We start from the raw sequence: 24948 nt of genomic DNA, 5'->3' as shown, positions 1-24948 counted from the left end.
GACGACCTGTACATCGCGACCTACCTCAGCTCGCTGAAGATGGCCGCCGTGTCGACGGTGCTGTGCCTGCTGATCGGGTACCCGATGGCGTACTACATCGCGCGCTCGGAGCCGAACCGCCGCAACGTGCTGATGATGGCCGTGATGCTGCCGTTCTGGACGTCGTTCCTGATCCGCGTGTACGCATGGATCGGCATCCTGAAGGATGACGGCCTGCTGAACCACACGCTGATCGCGCTCGGCATCATCCACACGCCGCTGCGCCTCTATCACAGCGACGCGGGCGTCTACATCGGGATGGTCTATTCGTACCTGCCGTTCATGGTGATGCCGCTGTATGCGCACCTCGTGAAGATGGACCTCACGCTGCTCGAAGCCGCGTACGACCTGGGTGCGAAGCCGTGGGTCGCGTTCACGCGGATCACGCTGCCGCTGTCGAAGAACGGGATCATCGCCGGCAGCCTGCTGGTGTTCATCCCGGCGGTGGGCGAGTACGTGATTCCTGAGCTGCTCGGCGGCGCCGACACGCTGATGATCGGCCGCGTGATGTGGGATGAATTCTTCAACAACATGGACTGGCCGATGGCGTCCGCGGTGACGGTCGCGATGGTGATGCTGCTGCTGGTGCCGATGGCGCTGTTCCAGTACTACCAGGTCAAGGAACTGGAGGACGCGAAATGATCAAGCCGAGCAAACCGCTATCGACGGGCGTCCTCGCCTTCGGCTTCCTGTTCCTGTACATCCCGATCATCAGCCTGGTCGTGTACTCGTTCAACGAGTCGAAGCTGGTGACGGTGTGGTCGGGCTTCTCGCTGAAGTGGTACTCGGCGCTGCTGGACGACGACGAGCTGCTGACCGCCGCATGGCTGTCGCTGAAGATCGGCCTGCTGACGGCCACCGCGTCGGTCGTGATCGGCACGTGGGCGGGCTTCGTGCTCGCACGCTTCGGCCGCTTCAAGGGCTTCACGTTGTACACGGGGATGATCAACGCGCCGCTGGTGATTCCGGAGGTGATCCAGGGCATCTCGCTGCTGTTGCTGTTCGTTGCGCTGGAGCAGATGTTCGGCTGGCCGAAGGGGCGCGGGATGGTGACGATCTGGATCGGCCACGTGATGCTGTGCGTGTCGTACGTGGCGATCATCGTGCAGTCGCGCGTGAAGGAGATGAACAAGTCGCTGGAAGAGGCGGCGCTGGATCTGGGCGCGACGCCGCTGAAGGTGTTCTTCGTGGTGACGCTGCCGCTGATCTCGCAGGCGCTGCTGTCGGGGTGGCTGCTGTCGTTCACGCTGTCGATCGACGACCTGGTGCTGTCGGCGTTCCTGTCGGGGCCGGGCTCGACGACGCTGCCGCTGGTGGTGTTCTCGCGCGTGCGGCTGGGGCTGAACCCGGAGATGAACGCACTGGCGACGCTGTTCATCACGGCCGTGACGATCGGCGTGATCGTCGTGAACCGGATGATGATCGCGCGCGAACGACGCCGCATCGCCGACATGAAGGCGGCGTTCGCGGTGGCGTGAGGGCAGGCGTGATCGCGTGACGAAAGAGACGGCGGGCCGTTACGGGCCTGCCGTTTGCATTGGTCTGCGGGGCGGAATAACCGTGCAGTCGTGTGCAGCGTGCTTTGCTGGCATCATGTCGGACAATTCAACGACACGCGTTCCTGCCATGCTCTGCCACCTGTCAAGAAGAATGGCGCCGATGATCGGCGTTGCCGCCGCCGCGGTCGCGATGAGCCACGGACAATGGGCGGCCGCCGCACCGGCCGCCGACGCCCGGACATTGCCGGCCGTCGGCACGACGTGGTGCTACAGCATCGGCGAGGGCCGCGTGACGCCGATGACGCTCAAGGCCGTGCATGACGGCGTCGCGAGCTATGACGTCGGGCCGGCCACCGCGCCGGTGACGATCGACGAGGACATCCCGACTTATACGGCGCCGAATCCGGCGCGACACGGTGAGCGCAGGCTGCTCGTGTTTCCGCTGAAGCCGGGCAAGCAATGGGAAGACCGCTTCGACGAAACCGTGACGGCGAGCATTGGCCGGGGATGGGCATGGCATTACCGCTACAAGGCCGTTGCGTCGAGCGAGGTGATCGGTACCGAGAAGCGGCAGGTTGGCGCGGGCACGTACGACACGTTCGTGATCGTGCGCACCACGTCTTGGACGAAGAGCGATCCGGGCACCACCGATGCGACGCTGCGCGAGATGGGCATGCATTGCGACAAGCCGGAATGCACGGTGTCGGGCTACAGCAGGGAAGTATCGTGGTACGCGCCGTCGATCGGACGGGTCGTGCTGCGCGCGAATCTGCAGAGCGGGTTCGAGCCTTCGATGACCGATGGGTCGGCCGACGAGACGCTGAAGAATGCGGGCTCGCTCGTGACCGAACTGGTCGGCTACGGCGACGATGCCACCTGCAAGGCGGCGCAGCCGTCGCGGTTGGCGACGGTGCCGTCGGCGCCGGGATTCGGGTTCCCGATGTGGCCGAACAACGCATGGGAATTCCATATGGCACGCGATATCGCGCGCGAGTAGCGCGGTCGCCGCTGAGCGGGCGACGCGCTATAGTCGTGCGATGCCCGCAGCGGGTGCAATACACCCGGCGGCCCTTTCACGCACGCGCTCTCCCGATGACAGCCCTTCCCGACGTTACCCTCCGACTGACCGACACCGAGCAGCCGGCCGCACACGACTTCATCAGCCGCAAGCTCGGCGAATTCAATCACGCGATGACGGGGCGCGCCGACGCGGCCACGCTCGACGTGTACGTCACCGATCCCGCGACCGGCGAGATCCTGGGTGGCCTCACGGGGCGCACGTCGCTCGGCCTCTTCTTCATCGACCTGTTCTACCTGCCCGAATCGCTGCGCGGCGGCGGATTCGGCAGCAGGCTGCTGCGCGAGGCCGAAGCGGAAGCGAAGCGACGCGGATGTGCGCGGGCGGTGCTCTACACGATCTCGTTCCAGGCGCCGGATTTCTACCGCAAGCAGGGCTACGAGGCGTTCGGCGAAGTGCCGTGCGAGCCGGAAGGGACGTCGCGTGTGTTCATGGTGAAGGTGCTTTGAGCCGGGGCGGGCGGCTCGCGTCGAGCGGTCAGATTTTTGTGGCGCTGGGCGTGCGCCGTGGCGGCACACGTTACGTGCTGGGCCTCTAGATCGAGCAGACCGAAGGCGCCAAGTTCTGGTTGAGCGTGGTCAACGACCTGAAGCTGCGCGGCGTGCAGGACATCCTGATTGCCGTGGTCGACGGGCTGAAAGGCTTCCCGGAAACGACGGTCCAGACCTGCATCGTGCATCTGATCCGGAACTCGCTGGACTTCGTCAGCTGGAAAGACCGAAAATAGGTCGCGGCAGCGCTCAAGGAGGTCTATCGGGCACCGTCGGCCGAAGTGGCCGCCGTGACGCTGGAAGCGTTCGACATGAGCCCGTGGGGTACGAGATACCCACCGATTGCCGCACTTTGGCACCGGCCCTGGGATCAGGTGATTCCGTTCTACGCCTTCGCGCCTGACGTCCGGAAAATTGCATATACGACCAATGCGATCGAGTCGCTGCACATGCAGCTTCGGAAGATCATCAAGGCGCGTGGCCGCTTCCCGTCGGACAAGGCCGTGCTCAAGCTGATCTGGCTGGCCCTGCGCAACGTCGTTGCCAAGTGGACCGGCTCCCGTCACGATTGGAAGAGCGCCATGACCCGGTTCGTGCTGCTTGACCCGGTACGATTCAACATTGGAGTCTGAAATTCAACCCGCCTCACGCACGGGATTCCGGATACCTCCGAGGAGGCCTTCGCAGCCATCCACATGTGTACTGCAGAGGTAGACTGCGGGCCCCTTGCGGTACTTTTTTGCGTGCCATTTTTTAGACCGCAAAGGCAAGATATGGCCTGCTGGTTAGCGCGGTCTACATTGCGTGAGGCGCCACAGGAACATTCGATGAGCAACGAACAAGCCGTTTACCAACGCATAGGGGAGTTCGCCGTCTCATTCCAATGGATTGAGAACAAGCTTCGGGAGATTGGATGGTTCATCCTTGATCCAGAGCGCCTGAAATGGCCACCTCCCGATCTGAGAAACCTCACAAATGAAAAGCTCGTTGACCGCGTTCACGAACTCTTCTTGCAGGCGCTACCAAAGTGCAAGCTGCCTCAGACCCTGGAAGCTGATTTCAAAGAATCCTTTTCATCTTCCGTCGAACGACTGCATCAACTCAGAAGGGACCGAAACCGCATACTTCACTCCGCGTACATCGAGCTCAAGGCGGGCGGAGAGGTCCAAGGGATTCATCGCTCTGGCGCGAGGTTTCAGGTCGATGAAGAAACAGGCGAGCCACTTTTTGAGCAAGAGCTACTAACCGACAAGTCGTTCATTTCCGAAATGAAGGCTATGGCCGAGCTGGCGCTGTTTCTCAATCGAGCCTATACGCAACTCATTCACCGGTATCCGAACGGTGGAGCCTAACCCTTCCATCGAGAGGACCCATCCCGGCAGCAATAGCGCGAACGACCGTTCGGCTGCTTTCCGACGGTTGCATCCCCGAGTTTCCAGCGGCCGACCATATTGCCGGGCTCAGTGCTCAAGGCGGGCGAAACCCACGACGGTTGAGTGCTCTTCCGCTCAACAGCTTAACTCCACTCAGCGCTGATCGCCGCCGCCGACCATGCTGCGGAGTTGATTCCGTTCGTGCGAGAGGGATCGCTTGCCAAGGCCAGGTAACGGCGCTTGCTAGGTCTAGAAGATACGTTCCCGATCAATGCCAGCGCTGGTAAAAATCGGTGCCACGCGACTGGCGGTCAACCATGCCAGACCAAAGAAGAGCAGTCCGCCTGCTTCGCCAACAAGCACTGGGCGCATGGAGTCCGGCAGATGCTTGCTCGTCGCCAGGATGAGGACTGAGCCGATCATGCCGGCTAGGCAAAATGCGTATACGTGTTTGCGTCGCGCCGCATTGGACGTCCAGGCTGGTGGGCTATGTGCGGGGCGCCCAGTCGTGTAGGAACCAGCCGCCTTGCGGCTCGCCTTGAAATAGAAGTGGGCAACGAAATAGAAAAGCACCGCGTACACAACGCCGGCGGACCCATAGTGCAAATGCGGCACGAGCTCCGTGTAGCAGTCGCAGTTGCAGGGAAACAGTGCGACACCTGCGGCAGCAATGGCGCCGACGCGCGCAAGGACACCCTGCAGCATTGTCTCGCCGCGGTAGCTCAAAAGCAGCGCACTGATGGCGAGCAAGGTGCCCACGAGATAGATTCTTGGCCAGTCGACAAGCATTAGCCAAGGGTGGCCAGTGTCGGGCAAGTGGCACGCGTTGGGGTCCTCGGGGTGAAATGGAATACCAAACCAGTAGCTGGCGCTGATCGAGCGTACCCAGGTACTGGTCAAGATCACTTCGACGACAGGAAGCAAGATGGCGAGCACACCGATCATGGCCTTGATAGTGGTGCCGTTGAAGGTTCCCACGTAAGCGCTGTTGACGCTTCCGAGGCCGAGTGCGCGGGGGATGGTCACTGGCATCTTATGTTCTCCTGTTTGGCAGGGCTCAGTCTTGACGATGAATATTAGGATCATCGCGACTCTGTTGCTCATTCCACGCTGAAACCTGGGCGTCCCCGGCCACCTTGGAGATGGCCGGTCGCGCTGTCGTGCTGCGCATCGAGCCCCCTGCGGGTCTCGCCCCTGGCGGGCTTCCATCGTTCCCTCGCCCCGCTCGGCCGACGCCTCCGTGCGCGGGCGGTGCTCTACACGATCTCGTTCCAGGCGCCGGATTTCTACCGGAAGCAGGGCTACGAAGCGTTCGGCGAAGTGCCGTGCGAGCCGGAAGGGACGTCGCGCGTGTTCATGGTGAAGGTGCTTTGAACCGGGGCGGGCGGCTCGCATAGCGCGGCAAGCACGCCGGCACGGCGCGAACGCCGGTATCCGGGCTCGCGCGGCGTCGCTGAATGGCCTGCCCCGCGCTGGCGGGAACCGCCCCGTGCGAACCGCCACGGGGCGCATGCCACGCGGGTCAGCAATGCTCCAGCGCGTACGACAGATCGGCGATCAGGTCGTCCGGATGCTCGAGCCCGACCGACACGCGAATCAACCCTTCCGACACACCCGCCGCAGCACGCGCCTCGGCCGGCACGCCCGAATGCGTCGTCGACGCCGGATGGCAGATCAGCGACTCGGTGCCGCCGAGACTGACCGCCGACTTGAAGAGCGTCAGGTGATTGATGAACCTGAACGCCTGCTCGCGGCCGCCGTCGAGGATGAACGCGAACGTCGAACCCGGCCCGGTGCACTGGCGCTGATAGACGGCCTGGTAGGCCGGATCGTCGATGAGTTCGGGGTGAAGCACGCGCACCGGCCGATGCGGATTGTCGGCGAGCCAGCGGGCGACGGCGCTGCCGCTGCGGGCGGCCTGCTGCATCCGCAGTACGAGCGTTTCCATCGAGCGCGTGATCATCCACGACGAATGCGGGTCGAGCTGCGAGCCGAGCGTGCTGCGGACCGAGCGGATCTTCGTGATGAGCGCGCGGCTGCCCGTGACGCCGCCGGCGACGAGGTCGCTATGCCCGCCGATGTACTTCGTCAGCGAGTACACGCTCAGGTCGATGCCTTGCCGCGACGGCTTCTGGTACAGCGGCCCGAGCAGCGTGTTGTCGCAGACCGACAGCGGGCGATAGCCGTGGCGTGCCTCGAACGCATCGATCTCGCTGCGCAGCCCTTCGAGGTCGAACAGTGCGTTGGTCGGGTTGGCGGGCGTCTCGACGTAGCACATCCGCACGTTGCCCTTTTGCGCGGCCGCTTCGAGCGCGGCGCGGATCGCGTCGGTGGACAGCCCGTCGGCGATCACTTCGGAGCGGATGCCCCACTCGGGCAGGAACTTCGAGATCAGCGTTTCGGTGCCGCCATACAGCGGCACGGACTGGACGACGCAGTCGCCCGGCCGCAGGAACGTCAGCAGGATCGCCGCGATGGCCGACATGCCGCTCGACGTCACGACGGCCGCTTCGGAATCGTCGAGCAGTGCGAGGCGATCCTCGACGATCTCCAGGTTCGGGTGATTGAAGCGGCTGTAGACGAGGCCCGCACCTTCGCCTTCGGGTGACGGCTTGCGCCCGGCCACGACGTCGAAGAATTCGGCGCCGTCCTCGGCCGTGCGGAACGCGAACGTCGACGTGAGGAACACAGGGGGCTTCACCGAGCCTTCCGACAGGAACGGATCGTAGCCGTACGACATCATCTGGGTTTCGGGATGGAGTTCCCGGTCTGCAATCTTGCGCTTGTGATAGTTGCGATAGGCCATGCAGTGCTCCGTGCAGGGGTAGTGAGGAACAGCCGTTGCAGCGGTGGCTCGACGCGTGCGGCGCCGGGTAGGCACCGGTCGTCGCGACCGCGTGTGGCGATACTACCCCGAAGGCGCTGCGTCGTGACGCCCCCCCTGACACTATCGTCAGGGTGTCGCCTGTCCGACGATCATGTCGTACAACGCACTCGCGGCCGGCGACAGTTGCGCGCTCTTGCGCGTGACGAGCACGAGCGTGCGCGATACCGCCGGCTCGACGAGTTCGATCGTGCGGATCATCGGATACGCGTTCTTCTGGATCGCGAGCTTCGGCACCACGGCCGCGCCGAGCCCTTCCGCGACGAGCCCGAGCGCCGTCGAGCTGCGCTGCACTTCGTAGAACGAATGCAGCGACACGCCGCTCGTCTTCAGCGCGCCGTCGAGCAGCCCGCGATTGCCGCTCACTTCGCCGGCGAAGATCAGCGGATGCGGCTGCAGCGCCGCCCAGCGAATGCGCCGCCGCTTCGCGAGCGGATGATCGTCGCGACATACGAGCACGTACGGGTCGCTCGTCAGCGGCACATTGACGAGTTCGGGATGCTGGTCGCCGGCGATGCCGATACCGAACTCGGCCTCGCGATGCAGCACGGCCTGCAGCACCGACGCCGACGCGTGATCGAGGATCTTCACGCGATCGTGCGGCCGGTGCGCGGAGAAGGCGCGCAGGATGCGCGGCAGGTATTGCACGCCGACCGTCGGCACGCATGCGATCGTGACGTCGCCGCGCTGGCTCAGGCCGGTTTCGCGAATTTCAGTGAGCGCGTCGGACAGCTCGTTCAGCAGCCGGCGTGCTTGCGGCAGGAAACGCCGGCCGATTTCGGTGAGGGTGGTGCGGCGCGTGGTGCGCTCGACGAGCGCGACGCCGAGAAAGGTTTCGAGCTTGCGCAGCCGCTGCGTGATGGCTGTCTGCGTGACGTGCAGCGTATCGGCCGCTTGCCGGAAGCTGCCGCCGTCGGCGATTGCGACGAAGGCCTGGACACCGAGCGTATCGATTTTCATCAGATATTTGAATCAATCACGATATTAAATTCATTTTACTGAACTCCGTGACGATCGCAGAATGCGGTGCATCGACGGCCACCGGCATCCCATCCGCGTAGAAGGCGAGGCCGTCCACGCCGACCAGGAGAAACGACATGACGACCCCACTCGATCGATACGCTGCCCAGTACGTGCAATTCGAGGACGAGCGCACGCGGCCGATCCGCGATCTGCTGGCCGCCGTGCCGAACACGCCGATCCATACCGCGATCGACATCGGCTGCGGGCCCGGCAATTCGACGGAGGTGCTGATCGCGCGGGCGCCGGATGCAACGGTTCACGGAATCGATGCGTCGGCGGACATGATCGACGCCGCGCGCAAGCGCCTGCCGGACCTGCGTTTCGACGTCGTCGATATTTCCACGTGGGACGATCCGGGCGGCTACGACCTGATTCTCGCGAATGCGGTGCTGCAATGGGTGCCCGCGCACGACACGCTGTTTCCGTCGCTTGTCGGCCGGCTCGCGCCGGGCGGCCATCTTGCGGTGCAGATGCCCGACAACCTCGACGAACCCGCGCACCGGCTGATGCGCGAGGTCGCCGCGGCCGGGCCGTGGGCGGACAAGCTGAAGGGGGCAGCACGCACCGAGCGGTTCGATGCACGTTACTACCACGCGCTGCTGGCGCCGCTGTGCTCGCGCGTGGACGTGTGGCGCACGACCTACTACCACCCGCTGCGCGGCGGCGCCGATGCTGTCGTCGAATGGTTCAAGGGCAGTGCGCTGCGGCCGTTCCTCGCGGCACTCGACGACGGCGAGCGCGCGGCGTTTCTCGCACGGTATCGCGATGCGATCGCGGGCCCGGACGGCTATCCGGCGCTTGCCGACGGCACCGTGCTGCTGCCGTTCCCGCGCCCGTTCATCGTGGCGACTCGGACGTAAAGCGGCAATGATTCGGCCATGAAGCGCCGGCGGCCGTGCGTCAGCGCACCGGCCGCACCGATTCCGGGTCGACCGTGCGGATCCGTGCGGTTTGCCCGTCGCGCAGGTCCTTGTACCAGAACAGCGCGACTTCTCCGTCGTTTTCGTCGTCCGCATACAGCAGGCGATCGTGTCCGCCCAGCACGAAGCCCGAGCGTGCGTAGGTGCTGCACGCGGCGACATTGTTCGACTGCGTTTCCAGCCGCATGAAGCCGAACCCGTGGCTGCGCGCCCACGATTCGGCGGCCGCGAGCAGCAACTGCCCGATGCCTTGCCGCCGGCAATGGCGGTCGACGGCCAGCTCCGCGATCTCGGCCATCCCGTTCCAGCTCTGGCCGATGGCCACGAACCCGGCGAGCCGGCCGCCGGCCGTCGCGCGAAAGAGCGCCGTCTTGCCCGTCGCCTCGTCGGCCCAGCCGGCCGGATCGAAGCCGTAGTGCTTGCGGCGCGTCGGCAGCGCGCGGAGATCGAGCAAGTCCTGATACGGCGCGTTCAATTCCCAGGCGATGTCGAACGAGAAGTCGCATCGGTCCAGTTCGTCGGCGGGCAGCCCGCTCGTCTGTTCGATGCTGATGTGCTCGGCTCGGTCCATGTGTCGGTGTCCTGTCTTCTGCGGGATGCGTGGTGGTGTCCGTGATGCGATTGCCGGCGTCGTGATGTGCGCCGCCTCGCGTTTGTTCTTGCTTCGATTGTTTGCGCCCGCACACTTCGCCGCGGGCGAGACCGGCACAGACGGGCTGCTTCCGTGACGGCTGAACGCGGTCAGGCGACGAGCCGGACGGCCGCGCAAACGTGTGCGGGGTTCGCGTGCCGGCCGAGGCGCTCGTTCAACCGCCTGATTATGCTGGATTTCGGCATCGGCCCAGTGCTCGCGTTGCCGAGATGACGGCCGTCGCGTGTCTTGTCTTCGATCCGGATGGCCGTCGATCGCATGTGGATGAAAGACGACAGGAACCCGAATAATTGTTTACCGTTTGGTGACAACTCGATATATTCCGAAAAATACATCGAAGGTCGTGGCGTCGTCAGGCACCACGTCGTCCACCCGCTCCACGAAAGCCGGAAGAGATTCTGACCTGCATCGCCGGAGCAACGCGTCGTCGCGGCATGCGCTACCGAAGCGCACGCTTTTCGACGCTGCAACACGAGCGGCCGCCCCGCGGCATGCCGCTTCAGCAAGCCCACACTGGCATCGAAACGGAACATCGTGCGCGCGCATGAGGCGTTCGTGCGTGCGGCGATCCGGTGGCTTGCGCTCGTTCATCAGTCGGTTCTTCGTCAACACGCCGCGCGTCACGCTGCGACGCAGGCGCGCGCGTCAACAACAAAAAAGGAAGTGAGCATGAAAAAGACCATCGTGGCCGCGGCCGCACTCGGGATGTTCGGTACCGTCGCGCACGCACAAAGCAGCGTGACGCTCTACGGTTTGATCGATGCGGGTATCACGTATTCGAACAAGGTCGCGACGACGGGCGGGCACGGCAAGCTCGTCAAGTACGGTGACGGCGTCGCGTCGGGCAGCCGCTGGGGCATCCGCGGCACCGAGGATCTCGGCGGCGGGCTGAAGGCACTGTTCGTATTGGAAAACGGCTTCAGCAGCGGCGACGGCTCGATCGGCCAGGGTGGCGCGATCTTCGGCCGGCAGGCGTTCGTCGGCCTGTCGAAGAACGGCATCGGCTCGCTGACGTTCGGCCGCCAGTATTCGTTCTCGACCGACTACATCGGCGCGAACTATTCGATGGGCAGCCAGACGCCCGCCGGCAACTACGCGTATCACATCAACGACCTCGACCAGCTGACGTCGAGCCGCATCAACAATGCGGTGAAGTTCCAGAGCGCGAACTTCGCGGGCCTCACGTTCGGCGCGATGTACGGCTTCTCGAACTCGACGCAGTTCGCGGGCACGCCGACCACGACCGGTGCGAACGGTTCGCAGGGTTCGTCGAGCGCGTACAGCTTCGGTGCGAACTACGCGCAAGGGCCGTTCGGCATCGGTGCCGCGTACACGAACATCCGCTTCCCGAACGGCGCGCAGCCCGCATTCGGCGTGAGCATCGCGAACATCAACACGCTCGGGTTGCGCGACCTCGAGACGGTCGGCGTCGGCGCACGCTATGCGATCGCGTCGGCCCTCGTGTGGGCGAACTGGACGCATACGAAGTTCGTGCCGCTGTCGGGCGAAACGTCGAAGCTGAACAACTACGAAGTCGGCGGCCGCTATGCGTTCACGCCGGCCCTGAGCGGCGGCCTCGGCTATACGTTCTCGAAGCTCGACGGCCACTTCGACGGCAAGTGGCACCAGGTCAACGCCGCAGTCGACTATGCGCTGTCCAAGCGCACGGACGTGTACGTGAGCGCGGCCTACCAGAAGGCGTCGGGCAGCAACACGATCAACGGCCGCGTGGTGCCGGTGCAGGCCGAGATCGGCTCGTCGGGGTCGTTCATCGGCAACGCGGGCGCGAACACGCAGTTCGTTACGCGGATCGGCCTGCGTCACAAGTTCTGATCCAGCGCACACACACGCGAACGGGCGCTCCATCGAGGGCGCCCGTTTTGCTGTGGCATACGACGAAGCACGGTTCGGCACCGATCGGCGAATCGATATATTCTCCTGTGCATATCGAAGCGACAGACGCCCGACTCCACCCCCTTTCACCCGCACGGGAGCACCATCTTGAATTCGACGCAACGCGAAGCCGTCGGCGAAGCCTTTTCGCTCGACGCGATGCAGCACGCAAGAACCATGACATGGCAGGCCGTCGACGCGATCGCCGCGGGCATCCGGCCCGGCATGCGGGAATCGGAGGCCAATGCGCTGGGGCTGCGCGTGCTGAAGGATCTTGGGATGGACCGAATCTGGCATCCGGTGCTCGTCCGCTTCGGGGAAAACACGCTGCGTACGTTCAAGGAGCGCTCGGTGGCGGACCCCGTCCTCGCCGGCGACGACATCTTCTTCATCGACCTGGGCGCGGTGTGGGCGAAGCATGAGGGCGATGCGGGCGCGACCTTCGTGTGCGGCGACGATCCCGACATGCATGCCTGTGCACGGGCGGCGCGCGTGATCTACGACGAAGTCGAGCATCACTGGCGCACGACCGGCTGCGCAGGCATTGCGCTGTACGAATTCGCCGCGCAACGCGCTGACGCGCACGGCTTCCGGCTGAACGTCGACATCAAGGGGCATCGCGTCAGCGATTTTCCGCACGCGATCTACAAGGCCGGCAATCTCGGCGACTTCGACGCCGCGCCGGCAGCCGGGCTGTGGATCCTCGAAATCCAGATCGCGCACCCGACGCGGCCGTTCGGCGCGTTCTACGAGGATCTGCTCGTCTAGCGCGTGCCGGATGGCTGGCAATGCACTCGGGCGCAACGTGGTCCGTCGCGCCCGAATGCGTGTCGGCCCCGTGCGGGCGGCCGACACGGTCTGGCCCTGCCGTCAGATGGTGATCGTGACGGGGCCCGCGAGCGGCGTATAGCCGTCGTCGAACAGATACCACGCATCGTACTGGCCCGACGCCAGCGTGCTGTTCGCCGTGGACGAGAACAGCAGCGACCCGCTGCTCTTCGGCAGGTACGCCCACGACTTGTAGCTGCCCTTGGTCGGCTGCGCGCCGTGCGCAAAGATGCCGACCCAGTTCTTCGGGCTGTGGCTCCACGGCGGTGCGACGTAGTCGAACCGCAGCGTGCCGAACGTCGAGCCCTGCGACGCGAGCGACGCGACGAACTTCTTGCCGGTATTGCCGATCGCCGAATCCGTGAGCAGCGCGCCGGATTGCGTCTGCACGCAGCCGGCCACCCGGCGCAGGAAGTTCGGATCGTTCGCGTCGCGGATGCTGGCGTCGTACCAGCCGCCGTCGCCGTACCACGTGACGGCTTGCGTTGCGCCGGCGGCGACGGTGAACGACTGCCGCGTGTTCATCCCGTAGGCGTTGTCGGTGAGCTGGAACGTCGTCGCGCTGGCACCGGCGGAGTTGTCGAGCGTGATCTGCACGTTGCCGTTCGCCACGTCGTAGCACAGGCTGATTTCGGCGGTCGATCCCGTGTTGCCGGACGCGCCGATGCTGCCGCGGAACGTCTGCAGGAAGCCGTTCGGGCCGTAGACCGAATAGTCGTAGCTGCCGTTGCTGTTCAGCGCGAGCGAATCCGACAGGTTCGCGCACTGGCTTGCGTTGGCCGCGACCGTGTAATGCCGGGGGATCGTGCTCGTGCCGTCGACCCACGCCTGTAGGTGGACGCCCGCGGTGCCGGTGTTGGTCATCGTCAGCGCCAACGTATTGCCGGCGCGGTTGACCTTGCCTTGCACGAAGAACTCGTAGGGCAGGCGGCAGGCGGTGCTGCGGCCGGCGATTTGCGCCGGCACCGCGGTGGTGGTCGGGTACGGGATCAGGACGGCCGGGCCGTTCGGGTTCATGTTGCTCGCCGGCGGCTGGATCGCGGGAACGGTCTGGTCGGCGTTCGAGAAATCGAAGGCCGACGTCAGGTCGCCGCACACCGCACGTCGCCACGGCGAGATGTTGGTTTCCTGAAACCCGAATCGCGCTTCGAGGAACCGGACCACCGACGTGTGATCGAAGACCTGCGAATTCACCTTGCCGCCCTTCGACCACGGCGAGATCACGAACATCGGCACGCGCGGCCCGAGCCCGATCGGCACGTCGCCGCTGGCCGAGCCGTCCGATGCGCCGCCGCTGCTGGCGACGAATTCAGCGGCCGTCGACACGGTCGACTGCCCGGTGCCGGCCGCGGAGCTGGCCGGGACGGCGGGCGGCACGTGGTCGAACAGGCCGTCGTTCTCGTCGTACATCACGAGCAGCACGGTGCTGGCCCAGACCTTCGGGTTCGACGTCAGCGCATTCAGCACGTTGCTCACGTACCATTCGCCGCCGCTCGCGGCCCACGACGGATGCTCGCAGTACGCATAAGGCGCGGCAATCCACGACACTTGCGGCAACGTGTCGTTCGCGACGTCGGCCTGCAGCTGGCTGAACAGGTTCGTGTCGTATTCCTTGCCGCCGCCGCTCGGGTCGATCTGCGTGCCGTTGATCGCGGGCGCGAGCGGATCGTTGGCGCCGAGGTTCTGGTATTGCTTGAAGTTGAGAACGATGTTGTCGCCGTAGTTGCCGTTCCACCAGAGCGTGCTGCCGGCGCTGTTGGAATTGCCGTACGCGTGGCCGGAATCCAGGCCGTTGCCTTTGTCCTGGTAGAACTTCCACGTGACGCCGGCCGCGTTCAGCCGTTCCGGCAGGGTCGTCCAGCCGGTGCCGGTCATCGTGTTGTCCGTGTACGGCGAATAGCCCGGCACGTTGCCGCAGCAGCCGGTCCACAGATACAGCCGGTTCGGGTCGGTCGGGCCGAGCATCGAGCAGTGGTAGTCGTCGCACACCGTGAACGCGCTCGCCAGTGCATAGTAGAACGGGATGTCGTTCTGCGTGAAGTAGTACATCGTGCCGCTGGTCTTCGCGCCGGTCCAGTTGTCATAGCGGCCGTTGTTCCACGCGCTGTGCGTGGTGCCCCAGTCGTGAGGGAGGTCGCCGTAGTAGGTGTCGCCGTTCGCCGTGCCGGAGGGCGGGGACGGGTTGAACGGGAACACGTAGGACAGCAGCCAGGGCTGGCGCCACACCGGATACCCGCTCGAAATCACGACCGGGCGCGGATCGCCGAAGCCGCGTGCGCCGCCCAGCGTGCCGAGGTAGTGGTCGAACGAACGGTTTTCCTGCATCAGGATCACGACGTGCTTCACGTCCTGGATCGTGCCGGTCACGGTGGCGGCCGGAATGGCCTGCGCGCGCGCGATGCTCTCGGGCAGCATGCCCGTGATCGCGGTGGCGCCGGCGAGCTTCAACGCATCGGCGAGGAATTGACGTCGGGTTGTGGGTTTGTTTTGCATGATCGCTCTCTGTCGTGGATGGCTGGCCTCGCGGCCGGCGTCGGTCAGTGGCACGCGCTCGCGCAGTGCAGGACAGGCGTGGACGCCGAGCCTGGTGCGGCCGCACGCGCGGCCGCCACGCTGGCTGCCGTGCCCGAGTCGCCATCGCCGCAAGCGGCCAGCGTGCACAGGAGTGCGATCATGAAAACGCCGCGCCAGTGCGGAAAGCGGCTTTCCGATCGGCGCGACTTGACGACAGGCTTTCGATCCGATTCGAATCGGATTCCTGAATGATCGAGACTGTTGCTGCGTGCTCCGTATTTCATTACCCCTCCAGACATGAAAAATGGACAGCAGAGAATATCGCCCGAATCAGAACAACTTCATGACAGGCCACCCGCGCGTACCTGCCACTTGCAACAGCTTCGAGTCGGGATTGGTGGCGACCGGATGCGTGACGTAGTCCAGCAGCGGCACGTCGTTGATCGAATCGCTGTAGAAGTAGGTGCGCTCGAAATCAGACGGCGCGTAGCCGAGCGATGCCAGCCACTCGGTGGTGCGCACGATCTTCCCTTCGCGGAAGCTCGGCACGCCCGTGCTGCGCCCTGTGAACGCGCCGTCCGGTGTGCCGTCGTCGGTATCGAGCTCGATGCCGAGCAGGTGCTCTATACCGAATTCGGCCGCGATCGGCCCCGTGACGAAGACGTTGGTCGCCGTCACGATGCAGCAGAGATCGCCGTTCTCGCGATGACGGTCGACCAGTTCACGCGCCTGCGGCGTGATCGCCGGACGGATCACTTCGTCCATGAACCGCGCATGCCAGCGCTCGAGCACCTTGCGCGGATAGCGGGTGAGCGGCGCGAGCGTCACGGCGAGATACGCGTCCATGTCGAGCGTGCCGGCCGCATAGTGGCCGTAGTGCTCGTCGATCAGCGCCACGTGCGCGTCGTCTTCCCGCCAGCCGACGCGCGTGATGAAGCGGCTCCAGGCCTGGTCGCTGTCGAGCGGCAGCAGCGTGTGGTCGAGGTCGAACAGCGCGAGATTCTTGTACATGGGGGGTTCCTTGTATTGCGTGCTCAAGTGCCGATGCGTTTCTCGATCGCGTCCTTCGCGTTCTTGCCGTCGATGGTCGTGACACCGTCGAGCCACTTAGACAGCACGCCGGGGTTCTTCTTCGCCCATTCCTTCGCCACGGCGACCGGATCGGCGTGATTCATGATCGGCACCATCAGCTGGTTCTCTTCGTCGGTCGTGAACTTCAGGTTGGTCAGCAGCCGGCCGACGTTCGGGCAGCGTTCGAGGTAGCCGGGCGTGACGAGCGTATAGACCTTCGCCGAGCCGTAGTTCGGGCCGAACACGCTGTCGCCGCCGTCGAGATAGGCGATCTTGTAGTTGATGTTCATCGGATGCGGCTCCCACGCGAGGAACACGATCATCCGGTGCTCCTGCACCGCGCGCGTGACCTGGACGAGCATCCCGGCCTCGCTCGATTCGACCAGCTTGAAGCCGCCGAGCCCGAACTCGTTCTTGTCGATCATCCGCTGGATCAGCGCGTTGCCGTTGTTGCCGGCGCCGATTCCGTAGATCTTGCCGTCGAGCTGGTCGCGGAATTTCGCAATGTCGGCAAAGCGCTTGAGGCCCTTGTCGGACGCGTATTGCGGCACGGCCAGCGTGTAGCGCGCGCCGATCAGGTTGGGTTGCGGCAGCTGGTGGACGGCGCCGGCATCGACGAACGGCTTGACCGTCGGCGTCATGCTCGGATCCCAGTAGCCGAGGAACGCGTCGATCTGCGCCTTCTTCACGCCGGCCAGCACGATCGGCGGCGACGCGATCGTCTTGGTTGCCTCGTAGCCGAGCCCGTCCAGCAGCATCATCGCGACGCCGGTGGTGGCCGCGATGTCGCTCCAGCCGACATCGCCGAGCGTCACCTTCTTGCAGACGTCGCCTTCCGACGCGTGAGCGGGGGCCGTGGCCAGCGCCGCCAGCAGCGTAGCTGCGAGCATCCATGCCTTCTTCATCATGTGGGTCTCCTAAGCAAGTGTTCCGGATCGTGTTGCCTGAATGGTCTGACGATTGATCGTGCTGATCGGATGAAACAAACGAACTTGGGTCTGGCTTTGTAGTTTTGCGTACCGTATATTAGAACGCACAAAATCGCAAGATCGCACAAAAATACAACTTGCCGGTTGCCGGGTCTGGCGACGGGCGGGCGAAGGCAGGAAGAATCGGGCGGCGGCCCAGGCGGGCCGTGCTTCATCGGGTAGACCAGGCAAAGCAAGGAGACTTCGCATGATCAGTCAGCTGGAAATCATTTCCCGCCTGTTGCTGGCGGCACTGCTCGGCAGCATCGTCGGCATCGAGCGCGAGCGCCTGTCGTGGGCGGCCGGGTTGCGCACGCACATGCTGGTGGCCGTGGGCGCCGCGCTCGTGATGATCGTGTCGGCGTTCGGCTTCGCGGATATCCAGAACGCGAAGAACGTATCGCTGGACCCGTCGCGCGTCGCCGCGCAGGTCGTGTCGGGCATCGGCTTCCTCGGCGCCGGGTCGATCATGCTGCGCGGCGAGATCATCCGCGGCCTGACGACCGCGGCGAGCCTGTGGGTCGTGGCGGCGGTCGGGCTGGCCGTGGGCGGCGGCATGTATATGGCCGCGATCGCCGCGACGGCGATCGTGCTCGCGATCCTGGCCGGGCTGAAGCCGATCGAGAAGCGCTTCTTCGCCGCGCGGCAGCGCTGGGGCGTGCGCATTCTGGCGAGCCGCGGTGCGGTGAAGCTGACGTCGCTGCAGGCGATGCCCGGCATCGACCACGCGCGCATCGTCCAGTTCATCATCGAACAGGACGACGCCGCGCCGGACGACGACCGCATCCACGTAGTGTTTTCAAAGATGACGAGCAGCGAGTTCCAGGCGGTCCGTCAATCCCTGCAGACCCTCGTCGGCATCAAAAAGATGGAGGAGAGTGCAGCCTAGTTCGCCGTTCGAATAACATTGACGCTCATTCCGAGGACATTCCATGTGGCAAGAAGAGCGATACCAGAGGATCCGGCTTCTGTTATCGAAGATGCAGCGCGTTTCCACCGACCGGATCATGGCCGACCTGAACGTGTCGCGGGAAACCGTGCGGCGCGATCTCGTCGACCTCGAGGCGCTCGGTGAACTGAAGCGCGTCCACGGCGGTGCGGTGCAGGTGGGCGACGAAGCGCCGATCGCTGAGCGCGCGCAGACGCACGTGAAGGCGAAGCTGGCGATCGCCCGCGCGGCGGCCAGGCTGGTCACGGGCTCGCAGACGCTGTTTATCGACGCGGGCACGACCACGACGCTGCTGGCGGAGGAACTGGCGAAGCTGTCGGGCCTCACGATCGTCACGAACTCGATCGACGTCGCACTGAAGATACGGTCGAGCGACCCGGCGCAGGCGAACAACGAAACGATCCTGCTCGGCGGGATGATCGGCAGCCGCGCGGCCGCGACCGTCGGCGACGGCACGGTTGCCGAAATCTTCCGTTACCGCGCCGACCTCGCGTTGCTGTCGCCGGTGGGCGTCGATGCCGTCCGTGGTGCGACCAACTACGACCGGATGGAAACCGAAGTGGCGCGTGCGATGGTCAGCAACGCGGCGGACGTCGCGATCCTGGCCGATTTCAGCAAGCTCGGCACGAACAGCCGGATCAGCTTCTGCGAGCCGGCGCGGATCGGCGCACTGGTGACGGACTCGAAGGCGGAATCGGTCGACAGTTTCAAGCACCTCAAGAAGGTCATCAAGCACATCGTGCTGGCGTAGCGCCACGCGCTGCGGGGCACGATCGGCCGCCGTTATGCCGCCCATGCGGCGCACGTTCTGTCGGCCGGCTTTTTAGCGGCGTAATATATCCGCCGATACAACGCAGGCGCGCCCACCGGCGGGCCGTCATGGAGGCGGGCGATGGAGATGGCAGGGACGGCGGCGCCTTCGGCGCATCAGGCGGCAGCGGGCTCGATCGCGCTGACGGGCGCATTCGAGCGGCCGATGACGGTGACGCTCGACGACCTGCGCCGGCACGCGAGCGCGACGGCCGAGCCGTTCGACCTGCGCTGCTTCACGACGAACCGCTTCATCCGCTCGGTCGCACCGTATCGCGGCGCGCGGCTGAAGGACCTGCTCGACGTAGCCGGGCTGCGCAACGACGCGCCGGGCGACTTCAAGCGCATGGTGTTCATCGCGCATGCGCACGACGGCTATGCGGTCACGTTTTCGTGGCATGAACTGTTCAACACGCCCGTCGGCGAGCACGTGATCGTCGCGTTCGAATGCGGTGACGCGCCGCTGTCGATCGACGATGGTGCACCGTTGCTGTTCTCGGGCACCGACCTCCTGCCGGCGCCGCGCCACGTGAAGCGGCTGGCCGGCATCGTCGCACGCGTGCTCGAGGTCTGACGCGGCGCGCGCCGTACCGGCCATCGTGTATGCTTGCCCGCATCGTTCAAAGGGCGGGACAACATGAAGACACCGGCACACCCCAAGCCTGAGGTGCGGTTCAGGATGCGTATCCAGCAGGCCGACACGATCGCGCTCGGGCCGGGCAAGGTCGCGCTGCTCGAAGCCGTGCGCGAGCACGGTTCGATTTCGGCGGCGGCGCGCAGCCTGAAGATGTCGTACCGGCGTGCGTGGTTGCTGATGGACGAACTGAACCGCTCGCTGAAATCGCCGGCGACGGTGTCCGAACATGGTGGGCAAAGCGGCGGCGGCAGCGTGCTCACGCCGGTCGGCGAGGAGATCATCCGCCTCTATCGCGGGATCGAGGAGCGGGCTTACGCAGCCTGCGCCGACGACATCGCCGCGCTCACGAAAATGGTGCGGCGCTGAAGGTGCGCTTACGCTGACAACGGGCTTTCATTGGCCCGCTGAAGGGCCCCGCGCAACGCATGCGGCGAAGCGAATCGGGCCTTAGCCGTGCCGCAGGCAGAAGCGCGACGCGTCGCCCGTGGCGGCGTCCGGCGCCATGACATCGCGTGCCTGCGCATCGAGCCGCCCGATCAGCTCGACGAAACTGGCGACGCTCGCCGTCCGCAGCGGGTAGTACGCGATGTGGTGGCGTTCGCAGATGCGCTTGAGCAGGTTCATCGAATCGTGGTCGATACAGTCGACCGGGAACACGGCCATCTGTGCGCCCGGCAGCGCAGCGGCCAGCAGGCCCTTGCGATCCTCGATGCCGCCGTCGTGCAGCGTCATCTCGCCGCCCGCCGTTTCGACGATCCGCCTGATCGAGCGGTTCGAGCCGGGACGCCCGCCGACGTACACCAGACGCGTACCCTGAAGGATCGACAGCGGATCGGTCGCGCGTTCGGCCGGATCGTCAGCGGAGGCCTGCACCGCCTGCTCGATCGCACTTGCTTCGGCGCGCAGCGTCTTCACCATCGCCATCAGGTCGTCGAGCCGTGCGCGCATCGCGCGGGCGCTCGCCTGTTCCGCAGCGATCCGCTGCTCGGCCGCCTCGCGGCGGCTCGTGTGCAGCGCGAGCCGTTCGTCGCGTGCGGCCAGTGCTTCGCGCAGTTCGAGCACTTCGTCGCGCAAGGCGCTTTCCGCCGCCAGCGGCTGCGCGTTCTGGCGCGCGGTGAGGGCATCGCGTTCCTGCAGCGCCGCGTCGCGCTGCGTGCTCATTTCTTGCAGGCGCGCCTGCTGCCGCTCGATCTTCGCGTGCAGCGCCGCATTCTCTTCCTCGAGCGCGACCAGCCGCCGGATATCGGCGCGATTGGCCGCGCCGACCAGATGCGACAGCATGTGCAGATCGCCGAATGCGGCCTGGCGCACGCCCATCGTCGTGCGCGGATGCGTCATCAGCGCCCAGTACGCGGGCGGAATGTCGCCGCTCTTCAGCGCGTCCTTCCAGCGCGCGAGGAGTTCGTCCGAATCCTTCGCGCTGTCGAATGCGCGGATCGCGCCGGCATAGCGCTCGTCGAGCGCCTTGTGCAACGCCTTCGCGCCGGCCGTGCCGTCGATGGCAAGCTCGACGGCCGCGTGATGGATCTCGAGGTCGGTCGCGCGCTGGCGGTCGAGGTCGGTGAACTTCGGCACGAGCCTGCGCAGTTCGTGCGTGGTCAGGCAGGTGCCGATGATCGAGCAGTGCAGGTTCGCATCGAGTTCGGACAGGCGCGCGCGGCGCTTCAGTTCGGTCAGTTGCGCGCGCGACGGCGCGCAGCATGCGTCGACCCGCGTGCCGGTTGCCGCGGGCAGAGTACCGCCGGGCGACGAGAGGTCCGCCGTGCGGGCAAGGCGAAAGGGCGGAGCGTGCATGTTGACCTCTGTCCGGCGTGGTCGGGCCGGGGACGGATGCGCGAAAGATTTGCGAAATATACCACGGAATATAACGCTCGAAATTCCGGGGGAATCACGGAGCAAGGCCGCGCAGCGCGCTCAGCAGAGCGCGGTTGAATGGTCGGTGAGCGGCAGGGCGGCAGCGGCCGGGGCTACGGCCGCAGGCGAAACGGGGAGCGATGCCGACGCATGACGCGCCATCACGTACTCGACGCACAACCCGACGAACAGCAGGTCGACGCGCTCCAGCGCGGCGACCGCGTCGCGCATCGCGGCCGGGTCGTTGCTGAATGAATCGGAGAACACGTCGTCGCGTGTGCGTTCGAGGCGGCGTGCGTGGCCGATCGCCCGTTCGAGTTCGGGCAGGCGTGTGAAGCGGGCGGCGCGTGCGACGTCTTCGAGCGTCGACAGCAGTTCGCGGAAGCCCATCGCGGCGAGCGCATCGTCCGGCAAGTCGTCGGCGTGCGCGGCCGAGAACATCCGGATGAAGCGCGCGACGCTGCCGCGCAGGCGCCGGAATGCATCGACGACGTCGGTGACCTGCTGCGCGCGTGCGTCGCTCGACAGCGGCCTGAGCGCGCGGATCTTGCGCGCGAGCGGCTGTTCCCGTGCGGCGCGCTGCGGGGCGCGATCCGTCGGCGTGCGAGGCATGGTGGATCTCCGGAAGTGCAGGTATCGATATATTCTACGGAATATATCGAGTGCACGGAAAAAGACGGCACCGTGGATGAGACACGGTGCCGTCGACGGCCTGAGCGGCCGCGCGGGTCAGTCGATGTTGCGCACGGCCGTCACGTGCAGGCCCGTATGGGTGCGGCGCGGAACCGGGCGGCGAATGACGTCACCCTTCAAAAAAAAGGGTCATCTCGGGATGCCCGGGAATGCGGTGCGCTTGGTGCCGGCAGGGTTTTCATCAGGACATCCGGGGCGCCACACGATCCATCATGGCGAAAGCACCATCTCCGCCAACCGCAGGAGGGCACACCGTGGCTTCCGATTCCACTCCCTCGACCGCCTTCGTGTTCGCCGGCGGCGGCAGTCTCGGCGCGATCGAGGTCGGCATGCTCCGCGAGCTGGTCGCGAGCGGCGAACGGCCCGATTGCGTGATCGGTGCGTCGGCGGGCGCGATCAATGCCGCCTATTTCGCCGGGCGGCCGGACGCGGATGGCGTCACGATGCTTGAAGCGCTGTGGTGCAGGATCCGCCGCCAGGACGTCATGCCGTTCTCGATGCGCAGCGTGATCGCGATGCTGCTGCGCAACCGGCCGCATCTGGTCGAGGCCGATGCGCTGCGCCTGCTGCTGGAAAAGAACCTGCCGTACCGGCGGATCGAGCAGGCCGCGTTGCCGCTCCACATCGTCGCGACCAACGTGCTGACCGGCCACGAAGTCGTGCTGTCCGCCGGCTCGGTCGTGGATGCCGTGCAGGCCAGCGCCGCGATTCCCGGCGTGTTTCCGTCGGTCAGCATCGGCGGCGTGGAGCTCGTCGACGGCGGCGTCGCGAACAATACGCCGATCTCCGTGGCGATCGCGCTCGGCGTCAGGCGGATCGTCGTGCTGCCGGCCGGGTTCGCCTGCGCGTTGCGGGTGCCGCCGCGCAGTGCGATTGCCCACGCGACGCACGCGCTGACACTCGTGATCGCACGGCAACTGGTGCGCGATCTGGAGCTGTACGCGGCGCGCGCGCAAATTCATGTCGTGCCGCCGCTCTGTCCGCTCGAGGTGTCGTCATACGATTACTCGCAGTGCGCGCAACTGATCGACAAGGCCGCGGAGCGCACGCGTGCATGGATCGATGCGGGCGGGCTCGCGGCGTGTGCGATTCCTGGCCCGCTGCGCGAGCACGATCATGCGGCGGCGCTGTCGCATTGAGGGGGGCTCATGCGCCGTGCAAACGCATGACTGGCGAACGCCGGTTGCCGGGGCCGTTCTCCGGAACTCCGTGAAGCACCCCCAAAAAAACGGCACCGTGCCACGAGACACGGTGCCGCCAACGGCCCGAACGGCCGCACTGGTCAGTCGATCGCGCGCATCGCGTGGCGCAGTTCCTGATAGCTGCGCAGCCCCGCGACGCCGAGTTCGCGGCCGATCCCGCTGAGCCCGAACCCGCCCCAGCACACGTGCGGGTAGATGAGCTGCGGCGCATTGATCCACACGAGCCCCGCGCGCACGCGCTGCTGGAATTGCTTCGCGATGGCCGCGTCGCGTGTGACGACGGTCGCGACGAGTCCGTAGCGCGTGTCGTTCGCAAGCGCGATCGCTTCGTCGTCGGTGCGGAACGATTTCACGCACGCGACCGGGCCGAACACTTCGTCGGTCCACAGCGGGTTGTCGGCCGCCGGCTCGGCGATCACGACAGGGGCCATGAAGAAGCCGTCGCCGCCGGCATCCGTCACGCGGCCGCTGAAGGCGATGCGTGCGCCCGCATCGATACCGTGCTGGAGCATCGCTTCGACGCGCGTACGCTGCGCGGCCGAGATCAGCGGTCCCATCGCGACCTGTTCCGCAGCCGGCGGCGCGACGACGAGCGCGCGCACGGCGGTCTCGAACGCGGCCATGAAGCGGCGGTACACGCTGTCGTGCACGAGGATGCGCGCGGTGGCCGAGCACATCTGGCCCGCGTTCGTGAAGGCGCCTGCGACCGCGAGCGACACCGCGACGTCGAGATCGGCGTCGTCGCGCACGATCAGCGACGACTTGCCGCCGAGTTCGAGCGTCACGCGCTTCATGTCGACGGCCGCGGCCTGCATGACCTTGCGGCCGGCCGCCGTGCTGCCGGTAAACGAGATCTTGTCGATCAGCGGATGCGCGGTCAGCGCCGCGCCGACGTCGGCGCCGCCGTTCACGACGTTGACCACGCCGGCCGGCACGCCGGCTTCGGCGACGATGTCGAGCAGCGCGTGTTCGGTGGGCGACGTGAGTTCGGACGGCTTCAGCACGACCGCGCAGCCGGCCGCGAGCGCGGGCGCGAGCTTCCACGCGGTCGTGACCATCGGGAAGTTCCACGGCATGACGAGCGCCGCGACGCCGACGGAATCGTAGAAGCGCTCGGCGGTGACGGCGTCGCTCGGCAGTGCGACCGGTTCGGCCGCGAACAGCGCCGGGTCCTCGCACAGTTTCGCGTAGTACGCGAACGTCGCGACGACGTCGCCGACATCGGCGTCGGCCTCGAACGGCGGCTTGCCGCTTACCTGCATCTGCAGCGCCGTCAGGCGATCGCGCGATGCTTCGACGCGCTCGGCGATCGTCGCGAGAATCCGGCCGCGTTCGGCGGGCGGCGTATCGCGCCAGCCGGCGAACGCATCGCGCGCGGCGCGCACCGCGGCGTCGACGTGCGCGGTCGTCGCGAATTCCTGCCAGCCGATCGCGGCACCCGTCGACGCATCGAAGATCGGCGCGCCGGGCGCGTCGGCCTGCGTGCGCACGGGCTGGCCGGCGATGTGCGCCGCGGGCAGCACGAACGTGGCGGTGGAACGGGAAAGCTCGGCGGTGGACATGAGGGTCA

26 protein-coding genes and 2 pseudogenes are annotated in these 24948 nt (G+C 65.9%); 15 read left to right on the top strand and 13 right to left on the bottom strand.

Features of this window, described 5'->3' with window-relative positions:
* The 6 genes and pseudogenes from BDI24065_RS23945 to BDI24065_RS23920 all read left to right on the top strand — a co-directional run.
* Window positions 1-681 (top strand): ABC transporter permease subunit (locus BDI24065_RS23945; protein WP_175033326.1); only part of this gene is annotated, 681 nt, incomplete at its 5' end.
* On the top strand, window positions 678-1517 hold the full coding sequence (locus BDI24065_RS23940) for an ABC transporter permease subunit (protein ID WP_011353448.1): 840 nt from the start codon (window positions 678-680) through the stop codon (window positions 1515-1517). The genes BDI24065_RS23945 and BDI24065_RS23940, both read left to right, overlap by 4 nt.
* Before the next feature lie 181 nt (window positions 1518-1698).
* Window positions 1699-2535, top strand: a complete 837-nt coding sequence (locus BDI24065_RS23935; protein WP_175033325.1) for a hypothetical protein — start codon at window positions 1699-1701, stop codon at window positions 2533-2535.
* A 95-nt stretch (window positions 2536-2630) separates the two neighbouring features.
* Entirely contained in the window at window positions 2631-3065 is a 435-nt protein-coding gene (locus BDI24065_RS23930; RefSeq protein ID WP_175033324.1) for a GNAT family N-acetyltransferase, read from the top strand.
* Between the two features lie 32 nt (window positions 3066-3097).
* A pseudogene (locus BDI24065_RS23925) lies at window positions 3098-3739 on the top strand (IS256 family transposase); the annotation flags it as partial.
* A gap of 195 nt (window positions 3740-3934) precedes the next feature.
* Window positions 3935-4459: a hypothetical protein gene (locus BDI24065_RS23920; RefSeq protein WP_175033323.1), complete on the top strand. Its 525-nt coding sequence runs from the start codon at window positions 3935-3937 to the stop codon at window positions 4457-4459.
* A 270-nt stretch (window positions 4460-4729) separates the two neighbouring features.
* On the opposite strand, the gene BDI24065_RS23915 is transcribed toward BDI24065_RS23920, so the two are convergent.
* The gene (locus BDI24065_RS23915; protein ID WP_175033322.1) at window positions 4730-5512 is read right to left on the bottom strand and encodes a hypothetical protein; all 783 of its coding nucleotides are present in this window, start codon (window positions 5510-5512) and stop codon (window positions 4730-4732) included.
* A gap of 198 nt (window positions 5513-5710) precedes the next feature.
* Between BDI24065_RS23915 and BDI24065_RS23910 the strand changes: the two are divergent.
* A pseudogene (locus tag BDI24065_RS23910) lies at window positions 5711-5854 on the top strand (GNAT family N-acetyltransferase); the annotation flags it as partial.
* Between the two features lie 148 nt (window positions 5855-6002).
* Here the strand turns inward: BDI24065_RS23910 and BDI24065_RS23905 are convergent.
* The 3 genes from BDI24065_RS23905 to BDI24065_RS41405 all read right to left on the bottom strand — a co-directional run bounded on the left by BDI24065_RS23905 (window position 6003) and on the right by BDI24065_RS41405 (window position 8463).
* Entirely contained in the window at window positions 6003-7286 is a 1284-nt protein-coding gene (locus BDI24065_RS23905; RefSeq protein ID WP_175033321.1) for a cystathionine gamma-synthase family protein, read from the bottom strand.
* A 147-nt stretch (window positions 7287-7433) separates the two neighbouring features.
* The gene (locus BDI24065_RS23900; RefSeq protein ID WP_175033320.1) at window positions 7434-8324 is read right to left on the bottom strand and encodes a LysR family transcriptional regulator; all 891 of its coding nucleotides are present in this window, start codon (window positions 8322-8324) and stop codon (window positions 7434-7436) included.
* A gap of 16 nt (window positions 8325-8340) precedes the next feature.
* Window positions 8341-8463, bottom strand: coding sequence for a hypothetical protein (locus tag BDI24065_RS41405; protein WP_302479475.1), 123 nt, complete (start codon window positions 8461-8463; stop codon window positions 8341-8343).
* Here BDI24065_RS41405 and tam point away from each other — a divergent pair.
* Window positions 8462-9247 (top strand): trans-aconitate 2-methyltransferase, encoded by a 786-nt coding sequence (gene tam / locus BDI24065_RS23895; RefSeq protein ID WP_175033319.1) that lies wholly within the window; start codon window positions 8462-8464, stop codon window positions 9245-9247. The two genes, BDI24065_RS41405 and tam, sit on opposite strands and share 2 nt — an antisense overlap.
* A gap of 40 nt (window positions 9248-9287) precedes the next feature.
* Here tam and BDI24065_RS23890 read toward each other — a convergent pair whose 3' ends face one another.
* Window positions 9288-9878, bottom strand: a complete 591-nt coding sequence (locus BDI24065_RS23890) for a GNAT family N-acetyltransferase (RefSeq protein WP_175033318.1) — start codon at window positions 9876-9878, stop codon at window positions 9288-9290.
* A gap of 170 nt (window positions 9879-10048) precedes the next feature.
* Complete coding sequence (locus BDI24065_RS23885; protein ID WP_175033317.1) at window positions 10049-10492, bottom strand: hypothetical protein; 444 nt, start codon at window positions 10490-10492, stop codon at window positions 10049-10051.
* 136 nt (window positions 10493-10628) lie between these two features.
* On the opposite strand from BDI24065_RS23885, the gene BDI24065_RS23880 reads away from it, so the two are divergent.
* Both BDI24065_RS23880 and BDI24065_RS23875 read left to right on the top strand, forming a co-directional pair.
* Entirely contained in the window at window positions 10629-11792 is a 1164-nt protein-coding gene (locus BDI24065_RS23880; RefSeq protein ID WP_175033316.1) for a porin, read from the top strand.
* Between the two features lie 168 nt (window positions 11793-11960).
* Window positions 11961-12620: a M24 family metallopeptidase gene (locus BDI24065_RS23875; RefSeq protein ID WP_175033315.1), complete on the top strand. Its 660-nt coding sequence runs from the start codon at window positions 11961-11963 to the stop codon at window positions 12618-12620.
* Window positions 12621-12722: 102 nt separating this feature from the next.
* On the opposite strand, the gene BDI24065_RS23870 is transcribed toward BDI24065_RS23875, so the two are convergent.
* The 4 genes from BDI24065_RS23870 to BDI24065_RS23855 form a co-directional block, all read right to left on the bottom strand.
* Window positions 12723-15173, bottom strand: a complete 2451-nt coding sequence (locus BDI24065_RS23870; RefSeq protein WP_175033314.1) for a phosphocholine-specific phospholipase C — start codon at window positions 15171-15173, stop codon at window positions 12723-12725.
* Window positions 15174-15217: 44 nt separating this feature from the next.
* On the bottom strand, window positions 15218-15355 hold the full coding sequence (locus BDI24065_RS41130; protein WP_226218520.1) for a hypothetical protein: 138 nt from the start codon (window positions 15353-15355) through the stop codon (window positions 15218-15220).
* A gap of 169 nt (window positions 15356-15524) precedes the next feature.
* Window positions 15525-16205 carry an HAD family hydrolase gene (locus BDI24065_RS23860; protein WP_175033312.1) on the bottom strand — a complete coding sequence of 227 codons (681 nt, stop codon included), beginning with the start codon at window positions 16203-16205 and terminating at the stop codon, window positions 15525-15527.
* Between the two features lie 23 nt (window positions 16206-16228).
* The gene (locus BDI24065_RS23855; protein WP_175033311.1) at window positions 16229-17173 is read right to left on the bottom strand and encodes a choline ABC transporter substrate-binding protein; all 945 of its coding nucleotides are present in this window, start codon (window positions 17171-17173) and stop codon (window positions 16229-16231) included.
* Between the two features lie 268 nt (window positions 17174-17441).
* Between BDI24065_RS23855 and BDI24065_RS23850 the strand changes: the two genes are divergently transcribed.
* The 4 genes from BDI24065_RS23850 (at window position 17442) to BDI24065_RS23835 (ending at window position 19995) form a co-directional block, all read left to right on the top strand.
* On the top strand, window positions 17442-18122 hold the full coding sequence (locus BDI24065_RS23850; protein ID WP_175033310.1) for an MgtC/SapB family protein: 681 nt from the start codon (window positions 17442-17444) through the stop codon (window positions 18120-18122).
* Between the two features lie 43 nt (window positions 18123-18165).
* On the top strand, window positions 18166-18933 hold the full coding sequence (locus tag BDI24065_RS23845) for a DeoR/GlpR family DNA-binding transcription regulator (protein WP_175033309.1): 768 nt from the start codon (window positions 18166-18168) through the stop codon (window positions 18931-18933).
* Window positions 18934-19074: 141 nt separating this feature from the next.
* Window positions 19075-19566 (top strand): molybdopterin-dependent oxidoreductase, encoded by a 492-nt coding sequence (locus BDI24065_RS23840; RefSeq protein WP_175033308.1) that lies wholly within the window; start codon window positions 19075-19077, stop codon window positions 19564-19566.
* A 105-nt stretch (window positions 19567-19671) separates the two neighbouring features.
* Window positions 19672-19995, top strand: coding sequence for a winged helix-turn-helix domain-containing protein (locus tag BDI24065_RS23835; RefSeq protein ID WP_011356385.1), 324 nt, complete (start codon window positions 19672-19674; stop codon window positions 19993-19995).
* 81 nt (window positions 19996-20076) lie between these two features.
* On the opposite strand, the gene BDI24065_RS23830 is transcribed toward BDI24065_RS23835, so the two are convergent.
* Entirely contained in the window at window positions 20077-21423 is a 1347-nt protein-coding gene (locus tag BDI24065_RS23830; protein WP_175033307.1) for a DUF2325 domain-containing protein, read from the bottom strand.
* A gap of 120 nt (window positions 21424-21543) precedes the next feature.
* Window positions 21544-22095 carry a hypothetical protein gene (locus tag BDI24065_RS23825; protein ID WP_175033306.1) on the bottom strand — a complete coding sequence of 184 codons (552 nt, stop codon included), beginning with the start codon at window positions 22093-22095 and terminating at the stop codon, window positions 21544-21546.
* A gap of 293 nt (window positions 22096-22388) precedes the next feature.
* Here BDI24065_RS23825 and BDI24065_RS23820 point away from each other — a divergent pair, with 293 nt between their 5' ends.
* Window positions 22389-23315, top strand: a complete 927-nt coding sequence (locus tag BDI24065_RS23820; RefSeq protein WP_254609844.1) for a patatin-like phospholipase family protein — start codon at window positions 22389-22391, stop codon at window positions 23313-23315.
* Window positions 23316-23458: 143 nt separating this feature from the next.
* Here the strand turns inward: BDI24065_RS23820 and BDI24065_RS23815 are convergent, their stop codons facing one another.
* Window positions 23459-24940 carry an aldehyde dehydrogenase family protein gene (locus BDI24065_RS23815; RefSeq protein ID WP_175033304.1) on the bottom strand — a complete coding sequence of 494 codons (1482 nt, stop codon included), beginning with the start codon at window positions 24938-24940 and terminating at the stop codon, window positions 23459-23461.
* Between the last annotated feature and the right edge of the window lie 8 nt (window positions 24941-24948).

This window comes from Burkholderia lata (genome assembly GCF_902499025.1).
Taxonomy (GTDB): Bacteria; Pseudomonadota; Gammaproteobacteria; order Burkholderiales; family Burkholderiaceae; genus Burkholderia; species Burkholderia lata_C.
The sequence above is the reverse complement of the archived record's forward strand: the minus strand, read 5'-3'. Positions and strand labels throughout refer to the sequence as shown.

Coding starts and splice junctions, on each gene's coding strand:
- BDI24065_RS23845 (WP_175033309.1), top strand. CDS start 18,166: ATGTGGCAAGAAGAGCGATACCAGAGGATCCGGCTTCTGTTATCGAAG.
- BDI24065_RS23940 (WP_011353448.1), top strand. CDS start 678: ATGATCAAGCCGAGCAAACCGCTATCGACGGGCGTCCTCGCCTTCGGC.
- BDI24065_RS23930 (WP_175033324.1), top strand. CDS start 2,631: ATGACAGCCCTTCCCGACGTTACCCTCCGACTGACCGACACCGAGCAG.
- BDI24065_RS41405 (WP_302479475.1), bottom strand. CDS start 8,463: ATGTCGTTTCTCCTGGTCGGCGTGGACGGCCTCGCCTTCTACGCGGAT.
- BDI24065_RS23880 (WP_175033316.1), top strand. CDS start 10,629: ATGAAAAAGACCATCGTGGCCGCGGCCGCACTCGGGATGTTCGGTACC.
- BDI24065_RS23935 (WP_175033325.1), top strand. CDS start 1,699: ATGATCGGCGTTGCCGCCGCCGCGGTCGCGATGAGCCACGGACAATGG.
- BDI24065_RS23890 (WP_175033318.1), bottom strand. CDS start 9,878: ATGGACCGAGCCGAGCACATCAGCATCGAACAGACGAGCGGGCTGCCC.
- BDI24065_RS23900 (WP_175033320.1), bottom strand. CDS start 8,324: ATGAAAATCGATACGCTCGGTGTCCAGGCCTTCGTCGCAATCGCCGAC.
- BDI24065_RS23850 (WP_175033310.1), top strand. CDS start 17,442: ATGATCAGTCAGCTGGAAATCATTTCCCGCCTGTTGCTGGCGGCACTG.
- BDI24065_RS23860 (WP_175033312.1), bottom strand. CDS start 16,205: ATGTACAAGAATCTCGCGCTGTTCGACCTCGACCACACGCTGCTGCCG.
- BDI24065_RS23885 (WP_175033317.1), bottom strand. CDS start 10,492: ATGTTCCGTTTCGATGCCAGTGTGGGCTTGCTGAAGCGGCATGCCGCG.
- BDI24065_RS23815 (WP_175033304.1), bottom strand. CDS start 24,940: ATGTCCACCGCCGAGCTTTCCCGTTCCACCGCCACGTTCGTGCTGCCC.
- BDI24065_RS23835 (WP_011356385.1), top strand. CDS start 19,672: ATGCGTATCCAGCAGGCCGACACGATCGCGCTCGGGCCGGGCAAGGTC.
- tam (WP_175033319.1), top strand. CDS start 8,462: ATGACGACCCCACTCGATCGATACGCTGCCCAGTACGTGCAATTCGAG.
- BDI24065_RS23905 (WP_175033321.1), bottom strand. CDS start 7,286: ATGGCCTATCGCAACTATCACAAGCGCAAGATTGCAGACCGGGAACTC.
- BDI24065_RS23825 (WP_175033306.1), bottom strand. CDS start 22,095: ATGCCTCGCACGCCGACGGATCGCGCCCCGCAGCGCGCCGCACGGGAA.
- BDI24065_RS23855 (WP_175033311.1), bottom strand. CDS start 17,173: ATGATGAAGAAGGCATGGATGCTCGCAGCTACGCTGCTGGCGGCGCTG.
- BDI24065_RS23840 (WP_175033308.1), top strand. CDS start 19,075: ATGGAGATGGCAGGGACGGCGGCGCCTTCGGCGCATCAGGCGGCAGCG.
- BDI24065_RS23820 (WP_254609844.1), top strand. CDS start 22,389: ATGGCGAAAGCACCATCTCCGCCAACCGCAGGAGGGCACACCGTGGCT.
- BDI24065_RS41130 (WP_226218520.1), bottom strand. CDS start 15,355: ATGATCGCACTCCTGTGCACGCTGGCCGCTTGCGGCGATGGCGACTCG.
- BDI24065_RS23915 (WP_175033322.1), bottom strand. CDS start 5,512: ATGCCAGTGACCATCCCCCGCGCACTCGGCCTCGGAAGCGTCAACAGC.
- BDI24065_RS23920 (WP_175033323.1), top strand. CDS start 3,935: ATGAGCAACGAACAAGCCGTTTACCAACGCATAGGGGAGTTCGCCGTC.
- BDI24065_RS23870 (WP_175033314.1), bottom strand. CDS start 15,173: ATGCAAAACAAACCCACAACCCGACGTCAATTCCTCGCCGATGCGTTG.
- BDI24065_RS23830 (WP_175033307.1), bottom strand. CDS start 21,423: ATGCACGCTCCGCCCTTTCGCCTTGCCCGCACGGCGGACCTCTCGTCG.